Raw genomic sequence first — 1,151 nt, 5'->3', positions numbered from 1 at the left:
GCTTCACCCTGTTCGCGCTGAACCAGGGCGAGGTCTGCACGTGCCCGTCGCGTGCGCTTGTGCAGGAGTCGATCGCGGAGAAGTTCCTCGACGCCGTCGTGGAGCGGACCTCGCGCATCGTCACCGGCAACCCCCTCGACACGGACGTGATGATGGGCGCCCAGGCCTCCAACGACCAGCTCGAGAAGATCACGTCCTACCTGGACATCGGCCGTCAGGAGGGCGCCGAGGTGCTCATCGGCGGCGCTCGCGCCGAGATGGAGGGCGAGCTGGCCGGCGGCTACTACGTGCAGCCCACGATCTTCCGCGGGGACAACTCGATGCGCATCTTCCAGGAGGAGATCTTCGGGCCGGTGGTCTCGACGACCACGTTCACCGACTTCGACGACGCCATGCGGATCGCCAACGACACGCTCTACGGTCTCGGCGCCGGCGTGTGGTCCCGGAACGGCAACACCGCCTACCGCGCGGGCCGGGCGATCCAGGCCGGCCGCGTGTGGGTGAACAACTACCACGCCTACCCGGCCCACGCCGCGTTCGGTGGGTACAAGTCCTCCGGCATCGGCCGTGAGAACCACCTGATGATGCTCGACCACTACCAGCAGACCAAGAACCTGCTCGTCTCCTACTCCGAGGACAAGCTCGGGTTCTTCTGAGCCGACGCCGGCACGGCACGACCCCCTCCCCACTCCACGAAAGGTGATCCCCCATGACCACGATGAAGGCAGCCGTCGTCACCCAGTTCGGCACAGAGGCCGACGTCACGGAGGTCGAGCGTCCGACGCCCGGCCAGCACGAAGCGCTCGTGAAGCTCATCTCCTCGGGCGTCTGTCACACGGACCTGCACGCGATGGAGGGCGACTGGCCGGTGAAGCCGACCCCGCCGTTCATCCCGGGCCACGAGGGCGTGGGCATCGTCGAGGAGGTCGGACCCGACGTCGAGAACCTCAAGGTCGGGGACATGGTCGGCAACGCGTGGCTGTGGCGAGCGTGCGGCCACTGCCAGTACTGCCGCACCGGGTGGGAGACCCTGTGCGAGGAGCAGGTCAACGGCGGCTACTCCGTGGACGGTTCGTTCGGTGAGTACATGCTCGTGGATGCCCGCTACGCGCCCGTGATCCCCGAGGGCGCGGACCCGATGGAGGTCGGCC

General features: G+C 67.8%; 2 protein-coding genes. Both read left to right on the top strand.

What is annotated here, in order from left to right; genetic code table 11:
- Positions 1–656, top strand: a 656-nt coding sequence (locus tag ACFWJO_RS40330; RefSeq protein WP_386873335.1) for an aldehyde dehydrogenase family protein, incomplete at its 5' end; no start/stop codon positions are given.
- A 53-nt stretch (positions 657–709) separates the two neighbouring features.
- Positions 710–1,151, top strand: a 442-nt coding sequence (locus ACFWJO_RS40325) for an alcohol dehydrogenase catalytic domain-containing protein (RefSeq protein ID WP_386873333.1), incomplete at its 3' end; no start/stop codon positions are given.

Origin of the sequence: Streptomyces sp. NPDC127092, from assembly GCF_042722475.1 — a bacterium.
In the GTDB taxonomy this organism is placed as follows: domain Bacteria; phylum Actinomycetota; class Actinomycetes; order Streptomycetales; family Streptomycetaceae; genus Streptomyces.
Note: the sequence above shows the minus strand (reverse complement) of the source record. Positions and strands in the feature narration are given on the sequence as shown.